The 20,442-nt window shown below is 36.8% G+C and carries 23 protein-coding genes; 14 read left to right on the top strand and 9 right to left on the bottom strand.

Annotated features, from left to right (window positions below; all coding sequences use genetic code 11):
• Positions 1 to 6 precede the first annotated feature (6 nt).
• Positions 7 to 291, top strand: coding sequence for a YwdI family protein (locus EGX95_RS25795; RefSeq protein WP_001167357.1), 285 nt, complete (start codon positions 7 to 9; stop codon positions 289 to 291).
• Positions 292 to 355: 64 nt separating this feature from the next.
• Positions 356 to 724 carry a DUF423 domain-containing protein gene (locus EGX95_RS25790; RefSeq protein ID WP_000688322.1) on the top strand — a complete coding sequence of 123 codons (369 nt, stop codon included), beginning with the start codon at positions 356 to 358 and terminating at the stop codon, positions 722 to 724.
• Positions 725 to 754: 30 nt separating this feature from the next.
• On the opposite strand, the gene gerQ is transcribed toward EGX95_RS25790, so the two are convergent.
• From gerQ to hemQ, 4 genes are all read right to left on the bottom strand, one after another.
• Entirely contained in the window at positions 755 to 1,183 is a 429-nt protein-coding gene (gene gerQ, locus EGX95_RS25785; RefSeq protein WP_000068648.1) for a spore coat protein GerQ, read from the bottom strand.
• Between the two features lie 27 nt (positions 1,184 to 1,210).
• Positions 1,211 to 1,633, bottom strand: a complete 423-nt coding sequence (gene cwlJ / locus EGX95_RS25780; RefSeq protein ID WP_000538165.1) for a cell wall hydrolase CwlJ — start codon at positions 1,631 to 1,633, stop codon at positions 1,211 to 1,213.
• A 173-nt stretch (positions 1,634 to 1,806) separates the two neighbouring features.
• On the bottom strand, positions 1,807 to 3,084 hold the full coding sequence (locus EGX95_RS25775) for a serine hydrolase (protein WP_192957653.1): 1,278 nt from the start codon (positions 3,082 to 3,084) through the stop codon (positions 1,807 to 1,809).
• Between the two features lie 196 nt (positions 3,085 to 3,280).
• Positions 3,281 to 4,024, bottom strand: coding sequence for a hydrogen peroxide-dependent heme synthase (hemQ, locus tag EGX95_RS25770; protein WP_001287585.1), 744 nt, complete (start codon positions 4,022 to 4,024; stop codon positions 3,281 to 3,283).
• A gap of 254 nt (positions 4,025 to 4,278) precedes the next feature.
• Here hemQ and pta point away from each other — a divergent pair, with 254 nt between their 5' ends.
• Positions 4,279 to 5,250 carry a phosphate acetyltransferase gene (pta, locus tag EGX95_RS25765; RefSeq protein WP_000067214.1) on the top strand — a complete coding sequence of 324 codons (972 nt, stop codon included), beginning with the start codon at positions 4,279 to 4,281 and terminating at the stop codon, positions 5,248 to 5,250.
• A 48-nt stretch (positions 5,251 to 5,298) separates the two neighbouring features.
• On the opposite strand, the gene EGX95_RS25760 is transcribed toward pta, so the two are convergent.
• Complete coding sequence (locus EGX95_RS25760) at positions 5,299 to 6,144, bottom strand: octanoyl-[GcvH]:protein N-octanoyltransferase (protein WP_000071927.1); 846 nt, start codon at positions 6,142 to 6,144, stop codon at positions 5,299 to 5,301.
• A 176-nt stretch (positions 6,145 to 6,320) separates the two neighbouring features.
• On the opposite strand from EGX95_RS25760, the gene EGX95_RS25755 reads away from it, so the two are divergent.
• Positions 6,321 to 6,911 carry a lipoprotein BA_5634 family protein gene (locus EGX95_RS25755; RefSeq protein ID WP_000800127.1) on the top strand — a complete coding sequence of 197 codons (591 nt, stop codon included), beginning with the start codon at positions 6,321 to 6,323 and terminating at the stop codon, positions 6,909 to 6,911.
• Positions 6,912 to 6,939: 28 nt separating this feature from the next.
• Here the strand turns inward: EGX95_RS25755 and EGX95_RS25750 are convergent, their stop codons facing one another.
• A complete protein-coding gene (locus tag EGX95_RS25750) occupies positions 6,940 to 7,632 on the bottom strand; it encodes an RsfA family transcriptional regulator (protein WP_000868375.1) in 693 nt (230 codons plus the stop codon).
• Between the two features lie 386 nt (positions 7,633 to 8,018).
• Between EGX95_RS25750 and EGX95_RS25745 the strand changes: the two genes are divergently transcribed.
• The 6 genes from EGX95_RS25745 (at position 8,019) to EGX95_RS25720 (ending at position 14,036) form a co-directional block, all read left to right on the top strand.
• Complete coding sequence (locus EGX95_RS25745) at positions 8,019 to 8,243, top strand: YuzB family protein (RefSeq protein WP_000526077.1); 225 nt, start codon at positions 8,019 to 8,021, stop codon at positions 8,241 to 8,243.
• A gap of 318 nt (positions 8,244 to 8,561) precedes the next feature.
• On the top strand, positions 8,562 to 9,617 hold the full coding sequence (locus EGX95_RS25740) for a FecCD family ABC transporter permease (RefSeq protein ID WP_000388275.1): 1,056 nt from the start codon (positions 8,562 to 8,564) through the stop codon (positions 9,615 to 9,617).
• Positions 9,614 to 10,630, top strand: coding sequence for a FecCD family ABC transporter permease (locus EGX95_RS25735; protein WP_001260778.1), 1,017 nt, complete (start codon positions 9,614 to 9,616; stop codon positions 10,628 to 10,630). The genes EGX95_RS25740 and EGX95_RS25735 overlap by 4 nt, the downstream gene beginning before the upstream one ends.
• A gap of 15 nt (positions 10,631 to 10,645) precedes the next feature.
• Positions 10,646 to 11,458, top strand: coding sequence for an ABC transporter ATP-binding protein (locus tag EGX95_RS25730; RefSeq protein ID WP_063246656.1), 813 nt, complete (start codon positions 10,646 to 10,648; stop codon positions 11,456 to 11,458).
• Positions 11,459 to 11,649: 191 nt separating this feature from the next.
• Positions 11,650 to 12,585, top strand: coding sequence for an ABC transporter substrate-binding protein (locus EGX95_RS25725; RefSeq protein ID WP_000787746.1), 936 nt, complete (start codon positions 11,650 to 11,652; stop codon positions 12,583 to 12,585).
• A gap of 146 nt (positions 12,586 to 12,731) precedes the next feature.
• A complete protein-coding gene (locus tag EGX95_RS25720) occupies positions 12,732 to 14,036 on the top strand; it encodes an HD domain-containing protein (protein ID WP_123805774.1) in 1,305 nt (434 codons plus the stop codon).
• Positions 14,037 to 14,075: 39 nt separating this feature from the next.
• On the opposite strand, the gene EGX95_RS25715 is transcribed toward EGX95_RS25720, so the two are convergent.
• Entirely contained in the window at positions 14,076 to 14,261 is a 186-nt protein-coding gene (locus tag EGX95_RS25715) for a 2-hydroxymuconate tautomerase (protein WP_001147171.1), read from the bottom strand.
• A 111-nt stretch (positions 14,262 to 14,372) separates the two neighbouring features.
• Between EGX95_RS25715 and EGX95_RS25710 the strand changes: the two genes are divergently transcribed.
• Both EGX95_RS25710 and EGX95_RS25705 read left to right on the top strand, forming a co-directional pair.
• Positions 14,373 to 15,047 carry a site-2 protease family protein gene (locus EGX95_RS25710; protein WP_000372461.1) on the top strand — a complete coding sequence of 225 codons (675 nt, stop codon included), beginning with the start codon at positions 14,373 to 14,375 and terminating at the stop codon, positions 15,045 to 15,047.
• A gap of 25 nt (positions 15,048 to 15,072) precedes the next feature.
• Positions 15,073 to 15,582, top strand: a complete 510-nt coding sequence (locus EGX95_RS25705; protein ID WP_000136688.1) for a YwhD family protein — start codon at positions 15,073 to 15,075, stop codon at positions 15,580 to 15,582.
• Positions 15,583 to 15,711: 129 nt separating this feature from the next.
• Here the strand turns inward: EGX95_RS25705 and EGX95_RS25700 are convergent, their stop codons facing one another.
• The gene (locus tag EGX95_RS25700; RefSeq protein WP_000372985.1) at positions 15,712 to 17,763 is read right to left on the bottom strand and encodes a transglycosylase domain-containing protein; all 2,052 of its coding nucleotides are present in this window, start codon (positions 17,761 to 17,763) and stop codon (positions 15,712 to 15,714) included.
• Between the two features lie 99 nt (positions 17,764 to 17,862).
• The gene (locus EGX95_RS25695; RefSeq protein WP_000042761.1) at positions 17,863 to 18,588 is read right to left on the bottom strand and encodes a glycerophosphodiester phosphodiesterase; all 726 of its coding nucleotides are present in this window, start codon (positions 18,586 to 18,588) and stop codon (positions 17,863 to 17,865) included.
• Between the two features lie 152 nt (positions 18,589 to 18,740).
• Between EGX95_RS25695 and EGX95_RS25690 the strand changes: the two genes are divergently transcribed.
• Together EGX95_RS25690 and EGX95_RS25685 are read left to right on the top strand one after the other, a co-directional pair.
• Positions 18,741 to 19,148, top strand: coding sequence for a MerR family transcriptional regulator (locus tag EGX95_RS25690; RefSeq protein ID WP_000276568.1), 408 nt, complete (start codon positions 18,741 to 18,743; stop codon positions 19,146 to 19,148).
• A gap of 5 nt (positions 19,149 to 19,153) precedes the next feature.
• Positions 19,154 to 20,317 (top strand): MFS transporter, encoded by a 1,164-nt coding sequence (locus tag EGX95_RS25685; protein WP_000444218.1) that lies wholly within the window; start codon positions 19,154 to 19,156, stop codon positions 20,315 to 20,317.
• Positions 20,318 to 20,442 lie beyond the last annotated feature (125 nt).

Below are 20,442 nucleotides of genomic sequence, written 5' to 3'. Positions count from 1 at the left end.
TAAGGGATGCAAATATCAAGCGATAAGATTTTAAATAAAATGGCGAATGAAATTGCAAAGGCAAAAAGTAGTGAAGGACAAAAATCAAAAGAACATGTATTAGTTGTGCGTGCTTTATGTGATTTATTATTAGATGAGCAAGTTGAATCTTCTACGTATAGAGAGCCACAAGTTCAATCACAAATAATTGGATCACAACCAATCACGATGCAACCAATTGCACCGGTTTCTAATGAGCCAGTATATATAAAAGAAAGTGATGCAAATGGTAATTCTTTATTTGATTTTTAGAGGATAAATCGTTTGGCTTATATGAAAAAATTGCTTATGATAAAAGTAAAAAAGGGGAATTAAGATGAAAATTTTCTTTTTACTAGGTTGTATTGCAGCGGGGCTATCTGTTGCGTTAGGGGCTTTCGGAGCACACGGTTTAGAAAATAAAGTTTCTGCAAAAATGTTAGAGGTTTGGAAAACAGGTGTTACATATCAAATGTTTCATGCAGGTGGACTATTTGTAGTTGCTTTATTGATGGATAAAATTCAATCATCACTCTTAACTACTGCTGGTTGGCTTATGGTAGCTGGGATCATTATGTTCTCGGGTAGTCTGTATGCATTAAGTACAACAGGTATTAAGTTCTTTGGTCCAATTACACCTCTTGGTGGTGTAGCGTTTATTGTGGCATGGATCTTAGTTGGAACTGCAGTTGTAAAAGGATTATAAAAAACAAAAGCTGGCATACGCCAGCTTTTTTTATGGTCTTGGAGCATAAGTTGCTTGTTGACTAGGCAAATACGTAATTTCTTCTGGGAATTCTACATAATCTAAGTAAATCATTAATAATAAATAACGTTTCCCTGATTGTGGCTCACTAATTACGATATGATCACGACCAGCCGCTTCGATAATACCCGTATAGGATTGTGTACCGAGTGAACTACCACGCTCATAAGTCATTACAACTGTGGCTTGCTTGCCCTTGTTCAAGCGAAGAATATTTTCAATATATGACTGTTCTAGAGGTAACATGCCTTGAGAAACAGCATATTGAGCTTGCGCAGCTTGTTGTTGCATTGCTTGCTGCTGTTGCTGTTGCTGTGGGGTCATTTGTTGCGGTTGTACGTAAGTTCCAGATGGTTGATAGAAACCTGTTCCGTAATACGGATTTTGTTGCTGTGCCATTCAAAAATCCCTCCTTGTTTTCATTCCTTAATATATGCTAGGGCAATCCCCAGCATTTGGCTGGAAGAAGCAGTGCTTTTTGAAGCGACCAGAGTTTTGCTGATTATACCAAGTTGGTGGACATGCACCTTCAGGCCTAAAAAACCATAAGGCAAAATTTGCAGGCCAAAAACGTTGTCCTTGAATCGTTCGCCTTGCTAATGCGATATCTTGTTCCCTTGCACGTTGATAAAAATAACCTTTTTGAGTTGCCTCAAAACCACCAGGATTTTGATACACCATTTGACGTAAATTACGAATATTTTTAAAGTCTAAACAATTCCCGCGGACACGATTTACTCCAACGTTTCCGACCATTAACATCCCCTGTTGTCCTTCACCTTCAGCTTCAGCACGCATCAGTCTAGCTAATAACTTTACATCTTCTTCGTTATACGCGATAACGCCCATTATGTGTCACCTCTCTTTTTGGAATACCTTGTGGAAAGAGGTTTATGTCTAGATGAAGTGTGTAACAATTACTAGTTCATACGTATGAGAAAAAGGACTCAGATATGACAACCAAACAAAGTTTTACATGGAGAGTGGAAAATAAAAAAAGCTAGCGTGAGCCAGCTTTTTTATTAAAAAACTTTAGACCATAAGTTTGAGAAGAAATCACCGATAGAGCGCATTGTTAATACAAACCAATTTGCTTTTTCAACTTCTTCTGTCGTTTTTGCAGTAACTTTCATACTTTTACTACCGTCTAAGAAACCGTATTTATCGGTTGATTCTAAAGTAATCGATCCTACTTTTGCATCTTTCTTAATAGGAGCAATTAAATGACCATCTTCAGCAAGAGATTTATCTACTTCAGTTCCAATTTTATAAGGGTCTTTGCTACCTTTTTTTGCAATTACAGTTATTTCTTTTTCCGGTGCAACAGTTACTTGATCTTCTTTCCCTTGTACTACAGAGAGTGTATTGTTTTTATCGACCTTTAGTTTTTGTTTTTCGAAGTTATTAAACCCGTATTCGATTAACTCACGAGATTCTGTGAAGCGCTCGTCCATTGATTTTGTTTTAATAATAACCGAAATAAGACGTACATCACCACGTTTAGCAGTAATAGTAAATCCGTATCCAGCTGTATCAGAACTTCCGGTTTTTAAACCATCAGTACCTTCATAAGCGAAAGCAGCTCCTGGTAACATCCAGTTCCAGTTTTCCATACGAATTGGTTTCGGATGATTATCTGGGAAGTTTCTAAATCTTTGTTTTGTATCCTCTAGCATTTCTGGATACTTTGTAATCATTGCTTTTGAAAGTATACCCATATCGCGAGCTGACATAGAGTTTTCTGCATTTGGATCAGTACCCTCAGGATGTTTTCCTTTTAAGTCAGCGTTATTTAAACCAGTAGCGTTTACAAATTTATATTTCTTTAACCCTAGTTTTTTTGCATGTTCATTTGCAAGATTTAAGAAGTTTTTCTCACTTCCTGCAAGAAGTTCTGCTAAGGCAATACTAGATCCGTTTGCAGAGAAGATAACGATAGAATGATATAGTTCTCTTACAGTATATTGACGTCCTTTTTCGAACGGCACGTTAGAGAATTCATTATTACGTGAAACTTCATAAGCGTAATCGGAAACATTTACCTTTGTATCCCAAGTGATTTTTCCTTCTTTAATTGCTTCTAACACGGCATAAACAACAATTAATTTTGACATACTAGCGATAGCTAGTAATTCATCTGGATTTTGTTCATGCAGTATTTTTCCTGTATCTGCATCAAATAGAAGTGCAGCAGCTGCCTCAATGTGTATTTTTTCTTCCGCATAGGATGTTGTTACTACTAAGGAAGAAATTGACAATAGAAACACTAGTAAAATAGAAAAGATTTTCTTCATATACATTATCACCTTCGCATCGTTATTAGCATATAGCTCGTACCATTTTAGCATAAATTTGGATATAGAAAGGTTACAATTTTGTAAGGTATTTAAAAGGGATTTGTCGATTTTTGTTCAAATTTGCGGAAAAAAGAAGTTTTTTGAGGAGAAATATAGAGGGGAATAAAAAAAGGAACGAATTTCGTTCCTTTTTCAAGATTTATATGTGTAAAAATTTCTCTACCTTTTCGTCTGGTAAAATGTTTCCGACGAAAAATGTTCCGAATTCACCATAACGAGCACTTACTTCATCGAAGCGCATTTCATATATAAGCTTTTTAAATTGAAGAACATCGTCAGCGAATAATGTTACGCCCCACTCAAAATCGTCGAATCCAACAGATCCTGAAATAACTTGGCGTACTTTACCTGCATACTGGCGACCAATTTTACTATGACTGTACATCATTTTCTTACGTTCCTCCATTGGAAGCATGTACCAGTTGTCATCACCTTGGCGACGCTTGTCCATTGGATAGAAGCAAATATGATTTGCTTTCGGTAACTCAGGATATAAGCGAGCTAAGATTTGTGGATTTTGGTATGGATCTTCATCAGCTGGAAGGTAGTTGCTTAGTTCAACAACAGATACGTAAGAGTATGCAGGAACCATATATTCAGCTAAAGTTGTTTTATTCAATTCTGTTTCAATTTCATTTAACTCTTCCATTGTTGGACGTAAAATCATAAGCATAATATCAGCTTTTTGGCCAACAACTGTATACATTGCGTGACTGCCCTTTTTTGCAGCAGCTACGTCGTTCCATTTTTCAACGACATTTAAAAATTCAGACACAGCTTGTCCGCGTTCGTCGCTAGATAATGTTTTCCATGCAGCCCAATCAATAGAACGTAAATCATGTAAACAATACCAGCCATCTAACGTTGTTGTTGCTTCACTCATTCTATTCACCTCAGTTAATGATAGTTTTACACGTTAACTATAGCATATATAGTTTTAAAATTATCTATATAAAACCTCGGCGCATAAAATTGTCACATTTAAGTGTTTAAGCAAGGTGAATTTAACGGCTGAATTTTATGAAAATATAATCATTTTTATTTTATCTATTTTTTGGGAGCTATAAGTTTAAAATATAGAGGAAAAGAAGTATTCTTAAAGATAGAGTTTTTTAACATATGTAGGAGGGTTTATTCGTGAGCAACTTATTTACAACAGTAAAAGAAAAAGTTCAAGGAAAAGGCATTTCTATCGTACTTCCTGAAGGAACTGATGAAAGAATTTTAGGCGCTGCAGAGCGTTTAGCAAAAGAAGAGTTAGTAAAACCAATCTTAGTTGGTAATAAAGAAGAAATTAGCGCAAAAGCTGCTAGCATGAATTTAACATTAGCAGGCGTTGATATTTACGATCCAGCTACATACGAAGAAATGGATGCAATGGTAGCATCTTTCGTTGAACGCCGTAAAGGTAAAGCAACTGAAGAAGACGCTCGCAAAATCCTTAAAGACGAAAACTACTTCGGTACAATGCTTGTATACATGGGCAAAGCACACGGTTTAGTAAGTGGTGCAGCTCACTCTACAGCTGATACAGTTCGTCCAGCACTTCAAATCATTAAAACAAAACCAGGCGTTACAAAAACTTCTGGCGTATTCATCATGGTACGTGAAGAAGAGAAATATGTATTCGCTGATTGTGCAATTAACATTGCACCAAATAGCCAAGATTTAGCTGAAATTGGTATCGAAAGTGCGAAAACTGCTGAACTATTCGGCATTGATCCACGCGTTGCTATGTTAAGCTTCTCTACAAAAGGTTCTGCGAAATCTCCAGAAACAGAAAAAGTTGTAGAAGCAACTCGCATTGCAAAAGAAATGGCTCCAGAATTAGCTCTAGATGGAGAATTCCAATTCGATGCTGCATTCGTACCATCTGTAGCTGAGAAAAAAGCTCCAGGTTCTACAATTAAAGGTGATGCTAACGTATTCGTATTCCCAAGCTTAGAAGCTGGTAATATCGGCTACAAAATCGCTCAACGTTTAGGTAACTTCGAAGCAGTAGGACCAATCTTACAAGGTTTAAACATGCCTGTAAACGACCTATCTCGTGGATGTAACGAAGAAGAAGTGTACAAGTTAGCTTTAATTACAGCAGCTCAAGCACTTTAATTCTATAACGAATTGAAATAAAGACCGTCGCTAAAATAGCGACGGTCTTTATTTTTCTAAGCCAAGTGCTTTATTGTTACGATCAATAATACGTTGTAAATTCGTCTCATATAAAGGTATTTCATCTATTGTTAATTGAGATGGTGTTAACTTTGGAGCGAATTGCTGCAATGTTTTTAAAAGGCGCATCATTAAATCTTGTACTGTAATGGTTTCGCCAAGTAATTCTGAAAGTGAAGCCATCGTACTCGGTACAATTTCAGGATAAGTAAAGCGTGTTTCTTCTCCTTGAATGGCTAGGTTGTAGAAATCACGAACAAGTGCGGCACGTTCAGAGCCACTTCCTGTAGCACAGAGATAAATTTGGACAGCGACACCACCGCGAATACGGCGCTGTGAAATACCAGCAAATTTTTGGTCGCGAATACTTAAATCGTAGCTACCAGGGCAGTAAGAACCAACGATTTCTTTTGCCTCAATTGTAACATCGTAATCCTTTAACATTTCCTGAATTAAATGCCACATTGTATCGTATCCAAGATCAATATCGATACCTTTTTCCGTCTCTTGGAATAAAAGTGATACGTTTAACACACCTTCATCAAGTACGACTGCAAGCCCGCCAGAATTACGAACGATAACATTGAAGTCGTTTTCTTTTAAAAAGGAAATACCTTCTTCTAAGTGTGGTAGGCGTGAATCTTGAATGCCAAGAACAATTGTATTGTGATGAACCCAAGAGCGCATTGTTGCAGCTGATTCGCCCTTTCCAATGCTTGTGCATAATGTATCATCCATTGCGAATGATTGAAGTGCATGGAATGTTGGTCCTAAACTAGACTGATCTACAATACGCCACTCTGGCTGAGATAAAATGGAACGGGAATTGCTCATATAACTAACCCCTTATCTTTAAAATGACAATCTCTATTATAGCAAAAAATAATGAAAGTAGTTTTTAAGAGAAAACCTTACTGAATTGTAAGGTTGTTGTAAGGAAAGTGAATTGGTTAAATGATCTAAGATGGCTAAACTAAGAGATGTAATTATTGATTTTAGGAGGCATACAAATGAAAAATGTTAAATTAGGAATCGTAGCGATTATGTCAGCTGCTGTATTTAGTGGCTGTTCTATTATGGATATGATTGCACCACAAGCAACGGGTGTTGTTATGTACGGAGATGAACCAGGCGTTCAACAAACAATGGATCAATATAAAGATAAAATTGAATCTCAAAATAAATTTGAAGCTAAACTAGGTACTGTTAATGAGAAAAAGGTTTTAATTATGAATAAAACAACGGCTGAGAAGATGGTAAAGGAAAACATGCTGAAAAAAGTAGTGAAAGAAGATGTAGAACCTATTAAAGCATTGCCGGCTATTTCTGATGAAGCTGGAATTGTATTTGCTAAAGAGGAACAAAAAGATGTAGTAATTGATGGAAAGAAAATGAAGTACGAAGGCAATGTAGTAATTGGTGATGCGCGTAAATATACAGATATGTATGCAGTTGTTAGTGATGCAGAATATGCAAAAATAAGTGAACCGGTAAAAACAATTGGTTTAGCATCCTTTAAAGAGAATCCAAAGGAAAAGATTTTCCCAGATATAAAGAGGGATTCTAAAGTAGAAGAAGCACATATGGTTGAAGTGAAATAACAAAAAGGATGCATGTAATGCATCCTTTTTACTCTGCAATTTTTTCTAAATTACCGTTTCGATCCATTCGGAAAGATGTTTGAGAACGTTCTTCTTCATCCATGACTGCCAACTTACGAGCGCGGTTCATAATGTTCATAAGTGTTTCGTAATCTTCTTGTACAGTATGAGATTGTTTTTCTAATTTTTCCAGTTTCTTTTCTAGTTCTTCATTTCGAAGGATTTGTGATTTAATTTCTTGTTTCAATCTCGTATTCTCGTTTTCAAGAGCTGTCACTTTTATATTTGAAGATCCGACTGTTTGTAAAAAATAAATAACATCTTGCATTGTCATAGAGCCTTTTGCAGTAGGAACGGTAGTTTCTTGATATGGAGTAGCTTCTTTATATTGTACAATTGATTCCTCTTGTACGAACTCTTCATAATTAGTTATCGAATCTGAAGCTGGTGGTGTATAAAGTAAACGTTTTTTCGCTTGTTCACCACTTGCAGCACGCATTTTATCTTTACGATGTTTTTTTGCTAGTTGAAGAGCTTGTTCATAGCTATAGCGAACAACAGCATTCCAACGGAAACCACAGGCAGCCGATGTACGATTTAATCTGTCTCCTACTTCTTCAAATGCATTTAATTGGGTACTTCCTTCTCGAACGTGACGAAGTACAGTTTCAGCAAGTAATAAATCATCCTCATCCGTCCAAGCATCTTGTCTTACTTTCATAGATTCAACTCCCTTTCTTTTTATGAACTTCCTATTTTTATAATGGGCAAAAAAATGAGCTTTTATACAAAGCTTTTAAAAATATGGTAGATTTCGATGAGAGGTATAAAGTGAAACTTTCATCAGTGGGAGGTTTTTCATCCCCTACCTAACTTCTTTGCTTTCGCTGAATTTTAAGGTGGGGATCTTACTGCCCATTAAAGCGGGATAAATTTTGCCAAGAATGACGGAAGCTGCTGTAGGAAAACATATACATATGTAGCATTATATGTGGAAAGAGCGTCGAAAGGAAACTTGCAACGAGCTTCAAAGAGCGGTAAAATACCATTTAGTGTTTATTTTTAAATGTACTTGAGAAAAGTTTAAAATAGAGGAAGTGTTATATAATGGGAAACGAATTTCGTGTGTGTGATGATTGTCAGGCAACGAACGTTAAAACGCTGATTCCAAAGCTAAAAAAAGTAGATTCATGTGCAACGATTGAAGTTGGATGTCAGTCTTACTGTGGCCCTGGCCGTAAAAAATCATTCGCATTTGTAAATAATCGTCCAGTTGCAGCGCCAACAGAAGACGAATTAATTGTAAAAATTGAGGCAAAGTTAAATAAGTAAGGAAAAGAAGAGTGAACAGATTACTCTTCTTTTTTTATGCCCATAAGAGGAAGAATATATTCTGAGAAAGCTTAACTGGTGATGATAATAGTTCATGACAGATAGGCATTATCTATTTATTAAGGTCTCGACCTATATGAATTTGTATTTCAAAATAATGGTTGACAGTCTTTTGAAGCGATAGGTAGAATAGAAGGTGTCTGATTCTGAGAATCATTATCAGAAAAGGGCCGATTCATTTAATTTTTTTATTGCTATTTGAGAATAAATTTCATTTCATTAAATTAAACATATGTTGTTGGTTAGGATGGTTGAGGGATGGAAGCGAGCGCAAGGAGTATAGAACAGCAAGATGTGAATGTTAAAGAGATTAAGAGCAGGCCGCTCATTGCTTCTATTATTTTAGTAGCAGGTACAATTTTGTTAGCTTTAAGCATGGCACTGTCTATTTCGTTTGGTGCTGCAGATATTAGTTTAAAGACTGTATGGCAAGCTGTATTTCAGTTTGACGGTTCTATTACGCATCATAATGTAATTCAAGAACTTCGCATGCCTAGAGCAATAGGGGGCGTAGTAGCAGGTGCCTTTTTAGCGGTATCAGGAGCAATTATGCAAGGTATGACGCGAAATCCACTTGCATCACCATCGTTAATGGGGATTACAGATGGAGCTGTATTTGGAATTGCAATTATGTATGCATTCTTCCCTAATTCACCTTATTTAATGTTCGTCATCGCATCTTTTATTGGTGCTGCGTTTGGAGCGAGCATTGTATATGGAATTGGATCTTCTTCACCAGGTGGATTAACGCCTGTGAAATTAGCTTTAGCGGGTGCCGCGATTAGTGCTTTATTAGGTGCCATTTCATCTGGAATTGCGCTATATTTCAATCTTGCCCAAGAGGTAAGTATGTGGAATGCAGGCGGAGTTGCTGGAGTGAAATGGGAAAGTATTAATATGTTAGTACCGATTGGTCTAGTTTGTCTCTTCATTGCAATTATGATGTCGAGGTATATTACAATTTTAAGCTTCGGTGAAGAAATTGCGATTGGACTTGGTCAAAATACGACATTAATTAAATTTATCGGGACCGTACTTGTTCTTGTGTTAACAGGTTCGGCAGTTTCTATGGCAGGATCGGTTGGATTTGTTGGTCTTGTAATCCCACATATGACTCGTTTCCTTGTAGGCTCAGACTATAAATGGGTTATTCCATGTTCTGCGGTCTTAGGCGGGCTGTTAATTGAATGTGCAGATATGTTATCTCGCGTTATTAATCCGCCGTTTGAAACGCCAATTGGAGCAATTACAGCGTTAATTGGGGTTCCATTCTTCCTCTACTTAGCACGTAACGAAGGGAGAGGAAAAATGTGAGGACAAGTGTCTTAACAAAAAAGAACGTTTCTGTTTTAACAATTTTAGTAGGATTAATCGTTACTGTATTTTTAGTGAGTTTAAATACAGGGACATTTAAAATACCGCCAATGGACGTATTAAAGTCATTGGTTGGACTTGGGGCTGAGGATCAGTCTGTTATTTTATTTGAATTCCGTATGCCGCGTATGGTCATTGCTATATTAGTTGGATCTGCTTTAGCTATGTCAGGTGCAATTTTGCAAGGTTTATCACGAAATCCACTTGCTGATCCAGGTATTATCGGTATTAACGCTGGAGCTGGATTAACGGTTGTTATATTTGTCTACTTTTTCTTCGGGAAAGTTGGAACTGGTACATTTTTATCTGTATTTATCCTTCCATTCTTCGCGTTAGTTGGAGCGATATTAGCAGCGGTTATTATTTATTTACTAGCATGGAAAGACGGCGTTTCATCTACTCGATTGATACTAGTTGGTATCGCTGTTGCAGCCGGGTTTGGTGCTGTTAGTTTAATTTTTTCTATGAAGATGACATCTAACGATTTCCGTTTTGCTACGATTTGGTTAGCAGGAAGTTTGTGGGGCACAGATTGGAAGTTCGTACTAAGTGTCCTTCCATGGATGGTTATTTTCATGCCACTTGCCATTAGTAAAGCTCACATATTAAACGTAATGAACCTAGGCGATTCCACAGCAGTTGGCCTTGGTGTAAATGTAGAAAAAGAAAGACGTAAATTATTATTTATTGCAGTTTGTTTAGCTGGTGCATCTGTCGCTGTTGCCGGAGGAATTGGTTTTATCGGTTTAATGGCTCCGCATTTAGCGAGGCGCCTTGTTGGTGGTAAACATCAAATTATGCTGCCTACGGCTGCACTAATAGGAACGTTTTTACTTTTATTCGCAGACGTAATTTCAAGAAGTGTGTTAACAACTTCAGAAATACCGGTCGGTCTTGTTATTTCTGTAATTGGTGCACCGTATTTCATATACTTACTTATGAGGACAAAATAAAGGGAGGCTTTTTGTATGGCAACTTTAGCAGTTGATGCGGTATCTGTTGGCTATAATGAAGGGTTAATTATTGATGGATTAACAGTTGAAATTCCGGAAGGGAAAATTATAACAATTATTGGACCAAATGGTTGTGGGAAGTCCACATTATTAAAAACGGCTTCTCGTATTTTGAAGGCGAAAAAGGGTACTGTTTATCTTGACGGAAAAGCAATCGAGAAACAGCCAACGAAAGAAATCGCAAAGAAAATGGCAATTTTACCACAGACTGCAGAAGTACCAACTGGCCTTACTGTATTTGAACTCGTTTCATATGGACGCTTTCCTCATCAAAAAGGATTTGGAACGTTGAAAGAAGAGGATTATCGCTACATTCATTGGGCACTTGAAGTGACGGGAATGACAGAATTCGCAAATCGTCCAGCAGAGGCATTATCAGGTGGGCAACGTCAACGCGTATGGATTGCGATGGCTCTTGCACAAGGGACAGAATTACTCGTATTAGATGAACCGACAACGTACTTAGATATGGCTCATCAATTAGAAGTATTAAACTTATTGAAAAAGTTAAATGAAGAAGAAGGTAGAACGATTGTTATGGTTATCCATGACTTAAACCATGCTTCTCGTTTCTCAGATCATATGATTGCATTAAAGGCTGGTAAGTTAATGAAACAAGGAACGCCAGACGAAGTGATGACAAGTGAAACGCTTCGCAGTGTATTTGAGATTGAAGCTCAAATTGTTCCATGTCCAGTAAACTGTAAGCCAATTTGTTTAACGTATGATTTAGCGATGATTAGTAATCAATTGCGTAAAAAAGCATAAGTAGAATCCCCCTCGTAAAGAGGGGGGCTTCTAATGGACGTTGAGCTTCTTATTAGTAAATAGGAAGTTGAACACCCGTTAGAACGGGGGCATAAGCAACAATTAATCAATATATATTTATTAATTGTTAACCTTGTTTCTTATAGTTCACTGTAACTTATAAGAGAAATACAGCTAGAAGGAGTGGGAACATGAAGAATTTTAAAATGGCGTTATTAGCAATGGTACTAGTCGTTACTTCTGTACTATTTGCAGCTTGTTCTAACAAAGAAGAGAAGAAAGCAGATGCGAAGACTGAAGAGCGCACTGTACAACATGCAAAAGGGGAAATTAAAATCCCTGCAAATCCCAAGAAAATTGCTGACCTTAGTGGTTCAACAGAAGAATTATTAATCTTTGGTATGAAACCAATTATTACTGCTAATACATCTCAAGAAAAAATTGATGCACATATTGAAAAGAAATTAAAAGACGTAAAACCAGTTGGTTCTGCTTGGGGAGATAAAATTAACATCGAAGCAGTAGCTGCTGCAAAACCAGACTTAATTCTTGTAAATAATCGTCAAGAAAAGATTTATGATCAATTATCTAAAATTGCACCAACAGTTATGTTAAAAACTCCATTAGACCAATGGCGTCCAAAATTCGAAGAAGTAGGTCAAATCTTCGGTAAAGAGAAAGAAACAAAAGAATGGTTCAAACAGTATGATGAAAAAGCAAGCAAATTACATGATAAAATCGTTGCGAAAACTGGCGATGCTAAATTCATGAAAATGGCTGCATATCCAAACGCTTTCCGCGTATACGGTGACTACGGTTACGGTAGCGTAATCTTTAATGATTTAAAATTACCAGCAGTTAAAGGTACACCAACTGATAAACCTTTAGTACAAGTACAAAAAGAAGCTTTAATCGATTACAACCCAGATTACTTATTCGTATTTACGACTGGTGACGGTTCTCAGCGTCTAAAAGAATTCCAAGAAGAATCAATTTGGAAAAATATGAACGCTGTTAAAAATAACCACGTATTTACAATTAAAAATGAAGACTTAAACAAAGGTTACTTCCCGCTAGGTAAAGAAATGATCTTAGATGAAGTTGCTGAGTTCGTTTTAGGGAAATAATATATAAAAAGAGATCACTTTTACTCTGGTAAAAGTGATTTTTTCTTTATATAAGGGCAATTAATATAGTCTTTCATTTCTTTCTGTTTCCTATTTCGTTTATAATATATAGTAAGAATGCAGTAAAGAAAGGGGGATGTCGGAAAGTGGTATATTTAAACGACAAACTCAGCGAAACAAAAGTGTTTAAAGACCCGGTACATAAATATGTGCACGTGCGCGATCGTGTTATTTGGGATTTAATCGGAACGAAAGAATTTCAACGCTTGCGCCGTATTAAGCAGCTTGGAACGACATTTTTTACATTTCACGGTGCAGAGCATAGTCGCTTTACTCATTCGTTAGGTGTATATGAAATTATTCGTCGTATGATTGATGATGTGTTTGATGGCAGACCGAATTGGAATGCTGAAGATAGATTGTTATGCTTATGTGCGGCATTACTTCATGATGTCGGTCACGGTCCGTTTTCTCATTCGTTTGAAAAAGTATTTTCATTAGACCATGAGAAATTCACGCAAAAGATTATCGTTGGAGATACGGAAATTAATCGTGTATTAAGTCGTGTGGATAAAGATTTCCCACAAAAGGTAGCCGATGTAATTGCGAAAATATCTACTAATAAATTAGCGATTAGCATGATTTCTAGTCAAATTGATGCAGATCGCATGGACTATTTATTAAGGGATGCGTACTTTACTGGCGTAAAATATGGAAACTTTGATATGGAACGTATACTGCGTGTTATGCGTCCGTACGGGAATCAAGTAGTTATTAAAAATAGTGGTATGCATGCTGTTGAGCATTATATTATGAGTCGTTATCAAATGTATTGGCAAGTATATTTCCATCCAGTAACGCGCAGTGCTGAAGTTATTTTAACGAAGATTTTACACCGTGCAAAATCATTGCATGAGAAGTACTATACATTTAAAAATCACCCTGTTCATTTCTATTCTTTATTTGAAGAAGAAGTGACAGTAGAGGATTATTTAAAGTTAGACGAGAACGTTATGTATTATTACTTCCAAGTATGGCAGGACGAAGAAGATCCAATTTTAAGCGATCTATGCCGTCGTTTTATGAATCGAAACCTATTTAAATATGTAGAGTTTACAGATAAGCACGGTTTAGATAATTGGATGGAATTAAGTAGCTTATTTAAAAAGATTGGACTCGATCCAGAATACTATTTAGTAGTTGATTCAACATCAGACTTACCGTACGACTTTTACCGTGCTGGTGAAGAAGAAGAACGTCTGCCAATCTTACTTCTTATGCCAAATGGAGAACTTAGAGAGCTTTCACGTGAATCGGATATTGTTGAGGCGATTACTGGTAAGAAGAGAAGGGATCAAAAGCTATTCTACCCGCATGATTTAATCTATGAAGATGGAAGAAAAGGAAAATATAAAGAGAGAATCATCGAGTTACTAGAAGGAAAAAAATAAGAAGCAGCTAATGGCTGCTTCTTATGAAAAAACTTAAAATTATTTGTCGCTTAAGCGTTTTCCGCCAACTGCATAATGGTTTTTAGACATTTCTTCGATGAAAACAACGATGTTTTCTTCAGGAGCACCAGTTGTTTCGCTTACTGCTGCTGTTACTTTCTCAGCAAGAGCTTTCTTTTGTTCCTCTGTGCGTCCTTCTAGCATTTTCACTGTTACGTATGGCATATATAATCGCTCCTTTTATGTAAGTTACACTCTTATTATAGCGGATTATGTGGAAGAACAATCGAAAAAACAAATAATTTCTTTTTTGACATATGGAAGAGGAGATGAAATATGGATCAGTTATTTAGATACCCGTTGCACCAAATTCCTTTGGTAGCAATGGCCATTATTATCGCATTATCAGTGCATGAATTTGCGCATGCATATGTAGCATATAAATTTGGAGACGATACAGCAAAGAGACAAGGGCGCTTAACCTTATCGCCGATGGCACATTTAGATCCTATCGGGATGATTGCTGTATTAATTCTTGGTTTTGGTTGGGCGAGACCAGTTCCTGTTAACCCATATAACTTTAAAAGACCTCGTCTTGCAGGTATATTAGTTTCAATTGCAGGACCGATTAGTAACTTAATTTTAAGCGCAATCGGTTTAATTATTTGGTATAGCTTATTAACATTTGGTGTATTAGACTCAATTCCATTTGCAGTAGCAGATACGCTAGCTCAATTTTTCCAGATTTTTATTATGTTGAATATCGTGTTACTTGTCTTTAACTTATTACCAATCCCGCCACTTGATGGATATCGCGTAGTGGAGGATTTAGCACCAACAAATATTCGTGCGAAAATGACACAGTATGAAAAATACGGGGCAATTGCTTTATTAATTCTAGTTATTACACCGCTTAGCAATTACACAATCCAACCTATTTTTAATGTTGTCATTCCATACGTATTTGCATTTTTAAACAGTATTATTGCGCCTATCTTTGGCCTTTTATAATCATTAAGTGAGGAGGAATTTACATATGACAGAGAAAAAGAAAAAAATCGGTTTTAATATCGTGAAAAATGATTCAACAGATGGACATGGTGGTTTTGGCGTTGGGGCATTAAGTCTAGAAAACATTTCACCTGTATTTGTCGATGTACTAGAGAAAACAGCATTTGTTGATATCGGTGCGATGCATGCACGTAGTACAGTAGAAAAAGGTATTAAGTTTTTAACAAATAAAGATGAAGTTCCAAACGGAAAACCATACTGGCTTGTATGGGTAACGATTGAAAGAACAGCAACAGGTGCGTATTACGCAGGCGTAACAGCTTGTGAAATGACAGTTGACCGTGAAATTCGCCGCGGATATAAGTCACTTCCAGAGCACGTAAACAAAATGGATAAATCATTGAAGCGTCACATTATGGTTGAACATATGGACGAATCATCTAAAAAAGTACTTGGTACATTCTTAAAAGAACATAATGAAGCGATTTGGAACGAGTCTAGCGAAGAATTGCGCCGTGCATTATTAAGTGAATAAAAGAAAAGGATGTCTCACTAGTCGATTGTTGACTAGTGAGACATCCTTTTTATTTTGGCTTGTTGTATGAAAATATATCAACGATTCGACTAGGAGGCTATTCCACGTTCAGTGAAATAGCTTGATATTCTACCAAGGAAGATATTTTTTCCACCAACTTGTTTTTTTCTTTTCTTCAGTTGTCTTTTCAAATTCCTCTTTATCATCAACGTGATCCATACAATATTCAGTTGGTTCTGTACCTTTTGCAAAATACATTTTCACTGAAATTGGGCAATTTTTTGTAGCGATTTTCCCGTTTTCAGGGTTAATATCGACTGCAACGACGTCACTTGGTTGTTTAAACTCTTTTTTAGGTTGTCCATCTAAGCCTTTCTCCATCGTATCAGTCCATATTCTTTTCGCATAGCCTTGTTCTGCTACGTTTGAAATTGATTTAGGTTGATCATATCCAACCCATACGCCAGTTACGAGTTGCGGGGTAAACCCAATCATCCAACTATCTGTTTCAGTAGAACCAGATTTTCCGGCATAGGTTCTTGATAGTTTAGATAACATTGATTGACCAGTTACAGCAGCATAACTACTTAGTTTTTTATTAAACATGCCTGTCATCATTTCTTCCATCACAAATGCTTTGCTCTTATCAAGAACTTGTTTACTCTCCAAATGAGCATCGTATAAAATATTTCCTTCATGATCCATAATGCGGCGAATGAAAATAGGTTTTACTTCTCTTCCACCGTTTGCGAACATGCTATAAGCGTTAACCATTTCAATTGGTTTTACAGGAGATGTACCGAGCGCGAGGGAAGGGACATCTTTTAATGCACTTTTAATGCCGAATTGCTTCGCCGTTTTTGTAAGAATGTCTTCGCCTAAAAATAAATTGGTCTTCACGGCATATATGTTATCAGAGACCGCAAGAGCTTGCGCCATTGTTACAAAATCGTCTGCATAATAGTCTTTATAGTTTTTCGGTTTATACTTTGAAACACCGTCACCTAAAGTGAACACGGTGTATTCGCTTTTTAAGCGCGTAGCAGGGGTGAATCCTCGTTCTAATGCCGCATAATATAGAAATGGCTTAAATGTAGATCCAGGCTGGCGAGCGGCCTGTGTAGCCCTGTTAAATTGACTTGTATTATAGTCAGTTCCACCAACAAGGGCAGCTACTTCCCCTGTTTTTGGATTCATAGAGACGAGCGCAGTTTGTATGTTTGTCGTGTCAGGTATGTGGTCTTTTACAGCTTGTTCTGCAACTGATTGTAATTTCGGGTCTAGCGTTGTATAAATACGCAAGCCGCCTTTTTGTAAGGCTTGCTCATCTAATCCGACATCGCGAAGAAGAGAAGCTTGTACAGCATCTTGGAAATAAGGCGCAACCTCTGCGACTTTTTTCGTATCTAATGAAGCGAAAGTTAGTGATTCTTTCTTTGCTGAAGCTGCTTGTTTCTTCGTAATATAGCCTTGTTCTACCATTTCATCTAATATAAGAGATTGTCGTTCTTTCGCACGATCTTTTTTTAAAAAGGGAGAGTAGACACTAGGTCCTTTTGGTATACCCGCGAGCATACTAGCTTCCGCTAATGTTAATTCTTTTGCTGTTTTATCAAAATATAGACGGGACGCAGCTTCGATTCCATAAGCACCATGCCCGTAATAAATTGTATTTAAATATCCTTCTAAAATATGATTTTTATTATAATTCACTTCAAGACGGATTGTGTACATTGCTTCTAATAGTTTACGTTTCCACGTTTTATCATGATCTAAGTATAGGTTACGGGCATACTGTTGTGTAATCGTACTAGCGCCTTGGACTTTTGCCATCGCTTTTAAATCAGCAACAATGGCACCAGCGATACGCTTCATATCGAAGCCATGATGTTTGTAGAATCTTTGATCTTCGATAGAAAGTGTTGCCTCTTTTACGTAAGGAGAAATTTCCTTGAGAGATACATTGTATCGTTTTTGTACCTCATTACTTTGTCCTATAACAGTGTCATCATTAGCATAAAAGACACTTGTTTGCGGGACAGCGACAGGAGGAGGTCCCATAATTTTTGCAACTATAATAATAACAAAAAAGGAAAAAACGAAAAAAAGAACAGAAGAAAACATTACGGTGAAGAAAAGACGTTTATATTTTTTAAGTTTTGGATTCATAGTTTGATCCATCTTTTTCAGCCCCTCATTCATACAAACATTATTGTATTAGTATTGAGGGTTTTCGATTATTTTAAACAATGAAATTTCGAAAATAAAGAGCTCCTTCAATTAAGAAAGGAGCTCAAATGCACGTGCTGGCCAATCGGTAATAATGACATCTACGCCATAATCAATCATAGTTTGCAAATCTTTGTATTCGTTAATTGTATAAGGGCGGAAAACGTACCCTTGTTTTTGCGCGAGTTGAACAAATTCCTTTGTTAGTAGTTGAAAGTTTGGATGTAAACCAGTTGCTTCTCTAGTTTTTGCTTCAGCGATAGGATCAGCAAGTGGCTGGTCATATAAAATGGCTCTTGGGATTTCAGGAGCAATTTCTGCTAATAATGAAACAGAGTCGTGATTAAATGAAGAGAATACAATTTGATTAGAAAGATGATATTCTCGAACGAGAGCAACAACTTTTTCTTCAATGTTTGGATAGTGAATGACATCTGTCTTTAACTCAATGTTGAGCTGTAACTTTGTTGTAGATAACCAAATGAATACTTCGCGTAACGTTGGGATTTTTGCTTCATGGAAAGAAGAATCTTTATGGCTGCCGGCATCTAAAGCTTGTAACTCCTCTACCGTTTTTTCAGAAACAAGTCCTACATCATTCGTTGTACGATCGACTGTTTCATCGTGAATTACGACAAGTTCACCATCTTTTGATAGGTGGACATCAAGTTCAATGCCATGGGCGCCGATGCGTTCAGCTTCTTGGAAGGCAATCATCGTATTTTCTGGATGTGTTCCTTTTACGCCGCGATGAGCGAAAATAAGTGGTTTACTCATGTGAAATTCTCCTTATCATTTCTTTTCTTTCATTATGAAACTGCTTTTGAAAAAATACAATTTAATATGACAAACATTTACAAAAGTCTAACAGTTGCACAAAAGTTAACGTTAACGTAAAATGTAATAATCGAGTGAAGGGAGGAATAAACATGTATAAGATTGATGAAGTTACAAAGCAAGTTGGTTTAACAAAACGTACACTTCGTTATTATGAGGAAATTGGTTTAATTCATCCCCCAGAACGTAGTGAGGGGAACATTCGCCTGTATACAGACGAAGATATCGCTAGAATTAAAAGAATTGTGGAAGCGAAAGAAGTGTTAGGGATTACGCTTCAAGAAATGCAACATTTTTTATCGTTAAAAGAAAGAATGGAGCAAAGAAGAAATAGTGAGAATCCCCGTGATCGTGAAGTGATTCAAGAAATTAAAGAGATGCTTGAAAAACAAGTGCAAACGCTAGACGAGAAAATGGAGCAAATGCAGCGTGTAAAGGGAGAACTTGAAGACAGCTTACATCGTGCAGTGACATTTTTAGAGAATACAAAAGGAGAGTAATCAAAATGGAGAGCAAACAAAAATTAGGGAGATTGATTACAGTGTTGGCTACTTTCCTTGCCTTTTCAGGTATAGGGGTAGTCGATCCAATTTTGCCAATTATTGCTGAAAAGATTGGTGCATCGCATTGGCAAGTAGAGATGTTATTTACAGCGTATATTTTGACGATGGCAATTATGATGTTACCAGCTGGAATATTTGCATCGAGATTTGGTGATAAACGAATGATGACAATCGGTCTTGCGATCGTGACTGTATTTGCGTTTATATGCGGTATATCGCAAACGATTGCTCAGTTATCTCTTTTCCGCGCTGGATGGGGATTAGGGAATGCGATGTTCTTCGCAACGGCGATGACTTTATTGATTGCATTAAGTAAAGAAGTTCATGAAGCAGTAGGGTTATATGAAGCAGCTATCGGTTTAGGAATGGCAGGTGGACCATTATTAGGTGGGATATTAGGTGGACATTCTTGGCGTTACCCATTTTTTGCGACGAGTATTTTAATTTTCTTAGCATTTATTTTAGTTTTCTTCTTTGTGAAAGAACCAGAGCGAAAAGTGAAGCGTAAAGCGGCAGGCGTAGGAGAATTACTTAACCTGGTGAAGTATAAGCCGTTTATGCAAGGCGCCATTTCAGGAATGTTATACTACTACGGATTTTTCGTTGTGTTAGCATATTCACCACTTATTATGCATTTATCTGCTATTCAATTAGGTTTTGTATTTTGTGGATGGGGACTCGCGTTAGCTTACGGTTCTGCAATTTTAGCACATAAGCTAGAAGGGAAATATGAGCCGAAAACATTGTTGAAAGGCAGTTTACTCGTATTTGCGCTATTCTTAATTGCACTATTCTTCGTGAAAATTATGTGGTTACAAATTGTATTAATTGTTCTATCAGGATTAGCATCAGGATTAAATAATGCATTATTTACAAGTTATGTAATGGATATTTCACCTTATGAAAGATCTGTTACATCTGGTGTTTATAACTTCGTTCGTTGGTTAGGTGGCGCAATTGCCCCCATTTTATCAGGGATTATCGGCCACGCTGTTTCACCGCAAAGTCCATTTTTAGTAGGTGGGATTGTTGTATTAGTTGGTTGTGTAATGATTTTAATTCCGATTCGAAAACAGGTAGAAGTAGAGAGAAAAGCCCTTTCTTAAGAAAGGGTTTTCTTTATATGTATATGTTAGAACGCTCTGACTAAAATATATTTTCGGTATTTTTGTACTTTTAACTATACATTTTGTATGTTTTGTTTTATTTTTGTTAGGGGACATTAATGATG

The organism is Bacillus sp. FDAARGOS_527 (assembly GCF_003812125.1).
Taxonomy (GTDB): domain Bacteria; phylum Bacillota; class Bacilli; order Bacillales; family Bacillaceae_G; genus Bacillus_A; species Bacillus_A paranthracis.
Note: the sequence above shows the minus strand (reverse complement) of the source record. Positions and strands in the feature narration are given on the sequence as shown.